Origin of the sequence: Streptomyces sp. NPDC059866 (assembly GCF_042731325.1) — a bacterium.
In the GTDB taxonomy this organism is placed as follows: domain Bacteria; phylum Actinomycetota; class Actinomycetes; order Streptomycetales; family Streptomycetaceae; genus Streptomyces; species Streptomyces flavusporus.
The window spans coordinates 1-5,825 of record NZ_JBHWJT010000099.1 but is presented as its reverse complement, the minus strand read 5'-3'; the positions used below and the strand labels follow the sequence as shown (position 1 = coordinate 5,825).

Sequence of the window (5,825 nt, the reverse complement as noted above, 5' to 3'; positions counted from 1 at the left end):
CCACGACCACCTCCAAGATCAGGTCTTGGAGACAGTCTGCTGGCCGACGAGCAGCGGGTCGATTACCCGGCCAAGGCTGCGTGACGAGCCACTAGCCACGACCTCGGCCAGCTCGTGGGCCCGGAATCCGGCCTCGATGAGCTGGTCGATCTTGGCGACCTTTACGTTCAAGGCTTGGGCCTCCCGGGCGAGCGTCCGGACGAGCTGGGCGATCACAGCCTCGCCAGGAACGGCGGTGTGCTGCCGCTCAGCGGCCTCCACGGCCTTCTTCGCCAGCCCCTCCGGACTGCGGACGCCCCGAGTACGTAACCAACGGGTGAGTCACGCGACCCCGAGACACCGAAGGGCTGCGGGGGTCTGGTAGCCGACCAGCAGGACGAGTGGTCCGTCGCTGGTGAGCACCAACGCCCGTTCCAGAGCGGGGAACATGCCGGTCAGCGTGGAGCGAAGGCGGTTGACGGCACGGGTGCGGTCGCGGACGAGGTCGGCGCGGCGGTTCGTCAGGAGCCGGAGCTCGATGATGGCCTCCTCGCTGGGCCGCAGCGGCTGGAGGTCGCGGCGGAGGCGGGCCTGATCGGCGATGACCAGCGCGTCGCGGGCGTCGGTCTTGCCCTCACCGCGGTAGCCGTCACTGGCCCGGTTGACCACGCGGCCGGGAATGTAGAGGACTTCCTGCTCGTGGTTGACCAGCAGGGCGAGTAACAGGGCGGGTTCACCGCTGGCCATGTCCACGGCCCAGGTCACCTGGTCGCCGCGGGCCAATACGGCGTCAAGGAGCTTGAGGAGCTCCGGTTCGTCGTTGGCGACGCGGCGGGACAGCAGCCTTTCGCCACTTTCGTTGAGTAGCAGGCAGTGGTGGTGGGTCTTGCTGCTGTCGATGCCGGCCCAGATCCGGTTCATCGCGCTCCAGATGTCGTGCGGGCGGTTGGTGCCGCGGACGACCTCGCCGGCATGGCCTTACACAGCGATCTTCCTCGCACTTCCCGATCTACGGCCGGGTCGTCGTGGGATGCCGGGCGGCCTAGGCCTGCTTGGCCGGGGCCGACAAGGCGGCGTCCTTCCGCGGCGCCCGAACGAAAGCCACGGGCCTGAGGGCCCGCCGGGCCAAAGGCCGTGACGTAGGTCGCTGCCTCACCGCGGCACCTGGCCGCCACGTCGTGCGGTGGCGGGGCCTGCCTGCTGCCGTCGCCGGCGCCGGAACGTGCCGACAACGCGTTCGCCCGAACCCGAACCGGCGTCCCCTGGTTCCCCTCGGAAGCCCCGTCCTGAGGAATCGATCGCCCACTGGCGACGTCGCGGCGGATCGACCCGCGCGCGAGGTGATCAGGGCCCGGCGGCCGCCCCCGCGCCTCAAGACCAGCTGCGCGACCCACAGCGGCGGGCGCACGACGAGCCGGTGCGCAAGCCGCACTCACCCGGACGGGGTCGAGTGCGGTCGGCGACTTCACCCTCCTGCCGGCGATCGCCGACACACCGGCCTGCCCCCGCACCACCGGAGGCAGGAGTATGCGCGCACCCGTCGAGGGCCCCTCGGGCGCCGGCGGTGAGCGGTGGGTCAGGCAGCTCCCCGACCCGAGGGTCCATACTTGCCGCCCAACAGATACGAGCATATGCTCGTATCCGGGGATGAGGTGAGCAGATTCCCCAGCGCTGGCGCTGCCCCCTGCTGCCGACTCGCCCCCGGCGCCTCGCCCAGCATCAAACCGTTCCCGGACAGTCCCGGCTTCTCCTTCCGCTGTGTGGCTGTCCCCGAACCGGGCGCAGCGCCGCGAACTCGCATCGACCACGCATCAAGGAAGCCACACCATGACCGTCGTAAAAGCCGCTGCAGTCCAGATCAGCCCCGTGCTCTACAGTCGCGCGGGCACCGTCGAGAAGGTCGTGAAGAAGATCGGCGAATTGGGAAAGAAGGGCGTGCAGTTCGCGGTCTTTCCCGAGACCGTCGTTCCCTACTACCCCTACTTCTCCTTCGTGCAGCCGCCTTACAGCATGGCCGAGGAGCACCTGCGTCTGCTCGGGGAGGCGGTGACCGTACCGTCTGCCGAGACCGACGCGATCGCCGAAGCCGCCCGGGAAGCTCAGATGGTCGTCTCGATCGGCGTCAACGAGCGTGACGGCGGTACCCTCTACAACACGCAGTTGCTGTTCGACGCGGACGGCACGCTGATCCAGCGCCGCCGCAAGATCACGCCGACTTATCACGAGCGGATGGTCTGGGGGCAGGGCGACGGTTCGGGCCTGCGCGCGGTGGACAGCGCCATCGGCCGCATCGGCCAGCTCGCATGCTGGGAGCACTACCTGCCGCTGGCGCGCTATGCCCTGATCGCCGACGGTGAGCAGATCCACGCCGCGATGTATCCCGGCTCCTTCGGCGGCCCGCTGTTCGCCGAGCAGATCGAGGTCAACATCCGCCAGCATGCGCTGGAGTCGGCCTGCTTCGTTGTCAATGCCACCGCCTGGCTCGACGCCGACCAGCAGGCGCAGATCGCCAAGGACACCGGTGGCCCCGTCGGCGCGGTTTCCGGCGGCTTCTTCACCGCCATCGTCGATCCCGAAGGCCGCATCATCGGCGAGCCGCTGACGTCCGGCGAAGGCGAAGTGATCGCCGACCTGGATTTCGCGCGGATCGACGTGCGCAAGCGCCTGATGGACGCGCGCGGCCACTACAGCCGCCCGGAACTGCTCAACCTGCAGATCGAGCGCACGCCGAGGGCCAACCTCCACGAGCGCGGCACCCATGCGCCGGTCCAGACCGCCCGGGCGGTTGAAGAGGACCGTTCCGTCAAGGCCCAGTGAGCTGTTTCCCACCTGCTTCGCTCACCGGGCGGTCGGGATGACCAAGTGACGAAGCCCCTGGTAGATGGGTTGTAGACCACGATCAGCCTTCTCCGCCAGAAGCCACACCGTGGCATGTGGCCCATCGGTGGTCCCTCACGCCCGCCAGGCCGCCGGGAACGACGACTCGATACCTGCCACGAAGATCGAGCACCTGAAGTGGCTGCTGCGACGGGCCGTCGATGCGGTCGTGCCGTTCGTCTGGGTCAACATCGATGAGGCATACGGACAGGTCGAACACCTCCGCTCGTGGCTGACAAGGACACCGTGTCGCGCGTGCGGTGCCGACACGGTGACCACCGACGACCCGACGCCGACGTCCGCATCTGGTCGTCACCGGCCTGCCCCGCCAGGCGTGGCAGCGCCTGCCGGCCGGCGACGGCGCCCACGGTCGGGACAGCCCTGGTGGGAAGCGGGCTGAGCCGATCGGTGTAGCCACCGGGCGAGCGCGCCCGTCGACACGGGTGGGTAAGGATGGAGGTGGAGGTGCTCTCCGATGCCCAGCGGTGACGTGCTCGTACTCATCGATGAGAGTGGCCGGGTGCTCGAGTGGGGGCGTCCGGCCGAGGAGCTGTTCGGGTGGACCGCCGAACAGGCCGTCGGCCAGTCGGTGACCGCGCTCATGCGTGAGGTCGCCGCTGGTGACGAGGGGCTGGAAAGGTTCTCGGATGCGGCCGCGGTGCTGGTCAAGCCGGTACTGCGGGGGACCTCCGTGGTGTGGCAGGTGTTCGCAGCAGGGGACACCACGGCGGGGCAGGACGTGGCGATCTTGAAGGCCATGTTCGCCCATTCCCCGGTGGGGCTGCACGTCCTTGACGATCAGCTGCACGTGGTCCGCATGAGCGCCGCCACCGGCGGGCCGCGTGACACGCCGGTGAGGCACCTGCTGGGCAGGTCTTTCACCGAGGTGTGTGAATGCGAGGACCCGGAGGAAGAAGCCGCCGTGGCGCACAGGGTCCTGGAGAGGGGAGAGCCGGTGGTGAACCGGCTCCTCCGAGGCGTCACGGCAATAGGCCGGCCCAGGTGCCGTAGCCACTCCGTCTCCTACTTCCGCTTGGAGGACTCCCGCGGCGATGTCCTCGGACTGGTGGCGTTCACGATCGATGTCACCGAGCGGGAGAACGCACAGAACCGCCTGGCCCTCCTGGAGAGAGTCCGCACCCGCGTGGGGCACCGGCTGAACGTCATGGATGTCTGCTGGGAGCTGGTGGATGCGGTGGTGCCCGCCTTCGCCGGCATCGCCGACGTCGAGGTGGTCGAAGATGTCGTCCGCGGAGAGGACCCTCCCACGGTCCCCGTCCGCCGGAACCTTCCCCTACGCCGGGCGGCCTTCCAAGGCCACTTCCCGCCTCATCCGGTCGGAGACGTACGCCCCCTGCCGGCCGTCACTCCCTTCTCGGACGTCCTGTCCGACCTCCGGCCGCGACTTGTCTCCATCGAGGAGGACAGCTCGTGGTTTGCCGCCGATCCGGCCCGGGCCGAAGCCATCAAACGATCCGGTGCCCACTGCCTGATCGTGGCACCATTGGCCTGGCAGGGCCGGGCTCTCGGCGTGGTCAGCTTCTACCGCCACCAGCAAGAAGACCCCTTCGAAGAGGATGACGTCGCGGTGGCGTCCGCGATGTGTGCGCACGCCGCGCTGTGCATCAACAACGCCCGTCAGTACATGCGCGAGTGGATGATCGCGTCGACCGTCCAGCGCAGTCTCCTCCCCCAGCATCCGGTCCCGCAGGCCACCGTGGAGATCTCCCCACTGCACCTTCCCGGCCCGGAAGGCGGCGGCGCGTGGTGCGACGCGATCGCGCTGCCCGGCGCACGGACCGCGCTGATCGTCGGCGACGTGGCAGGGCAGGGCATTCCCGCAGCGATCATGATGGGACTCCTGCGTACGGCCGTCCACACACTCGCCGCCCTGGACCTGCAGCCCGACGAGCTGCTGGCCCGCTTGAGCGACACCACAGCCCGTCTCGCCGCCGCGCGCGCCGCCCTGCCTCCCATGGACCCCCTGAACCGTGAGCCGCTCACCGCCGGCTGCGCCATCGCGATCTACGACCCGGTCGACCTCACCTGCACCATCGCCCGCGCCGGCCTCCCCGAGCCCGTCGCCGTCCTTCCCGACGGAACCTCGGTCGGCCTGCCCGTCCCCGCAGGTCCTCCACTCGCCGGAAGGGACACCGCCCCGTTCCCGGCGACCACCGTCAGCCTCCCCGAAGGAAGCACCTTGGCGATGGCCACGGCCGCGCTCGCGGACAAGGTGCTGGCGCCATCCGGTTCCCTGCGCCCGCTCCTGGACGTCGCCCACTCCAGGCCTCTGCCGGACCTGCGCGACAGCATCGCGCACGCGTTCACAGACGTCCATGGGACGGGCGAGACATTGATGCTGCTCGCCCGCACCAAGGCGCTGCCCCAAGACCGGGTACTGACCCACTCGCTGCCGGCGAACCCCGAGGCCGCACCGATCGCCCGCAACGCCGCCCGCCGCCGGCTGCAGGCTTGGGGCATGGACGAGGAAACCGTGTTCACCACCGAACTCATCGTCAGCGAGCTCGTCGGCAACGCGGTCCGCTACGGCGCTCCGCCCCTGCAACTCCGCCTGATCCTGGACCGGATGCTGACCTGCGAGGTCACCGATGCCGCGCCCAGCGCTCCGCACGTGAAACACGCCCGCACCGTCGACGAGACAGGCCGGGGGTTGTTCATCATCGCAAGCCTCACCGACCAGTGGGGCACCCGCTACCAGGCGCAGGGAAAGACCGTGTGGGCAGAGCAACCGGCACAGGTGTCAACGGGCTCTGCTTGAAAGGTTCCGGCGCAGAGTACCGGCGCTCATCACTGGACGGGCTGGTCGTGCCGTGGTGTGGGCCCGGTCTGGGACTGTAAATAGAACGTTTGACAGACCGTTCCTAATCAGTGAGCAGGAGTGAGTCTTGGACCCATACCTGGTCACTGCGGACATCCCGAACGGTTTTGGATGTCCTGGTCGCCCGCTT

Annotated in this window: 2 protein-coding genes and 1 pseudogene; 2 read left to right on the top strand and 1 reads right to left on the bottom strand. The window is 69.0% G+C overall.

Annotated features, from left to right (window positions below):
* Positions 1–90: 90 nt before the first annotated feature.
* A pseudogene (locus ACFV7R_RS46510) lies at positions 91–900 on the bottom strand (IS110 family transposase); the annotation flags it as partial.
* A 906-nt stretch (positions 901–1,806) separates the two neighbouring features.
* On the opposite strand from ACFV7R_RS46510, the gene ACFV7R_RS46505 reads away from it, so the two are divergent.
* Both ACFV7R_RS46505 and ACFV7R_RS46500 read left to right on the top strand, forming a co-directional pair.
* Complete coding sequence (locus tag ACFV7R_RS46505) at positions 1,807–2,796, top strand: nitrilase-related carbon-nitrogen hydrolase (RefSeq protein WP_385276722.1); 990 nt, start codon at positions 1,807–1,809, stop codon at positions 2,794–2,796.
* 535 nt (positions 2,797–3,331) lie between these two features.
* Complete coding sequence (locus ACFV7R_RS46500) at positions 3,332–5,635, top strand: SpoIIE family protein phosphatase (protein WP_385276719.1); 2,304 nt, start codon at positions 3,332–3,334, stop codon at positions 5,633–5,635.
* Positions 5,636–5,825: the final 190 nt, after the last annotated feature.

What these genes read in the sequence shown, in the direction of transcription:
- ACFV7R_RS46500 (WP_385276719.1), top strand. Translation starts at nt 3,332, where the DNA reads ATGCCCAGCGGTGACGTGCTCGTACTCATCGATGAGAGTGGCCGGGTG.
- ACFV7R_RS46505 (WP_385276722.1), top strand. Translation starts at nt 1,807, where the DNA reads ATGACCGTCGTAAAAGCCGCTGCAGTCCAGATCAGCCCCGTGCTCTAC.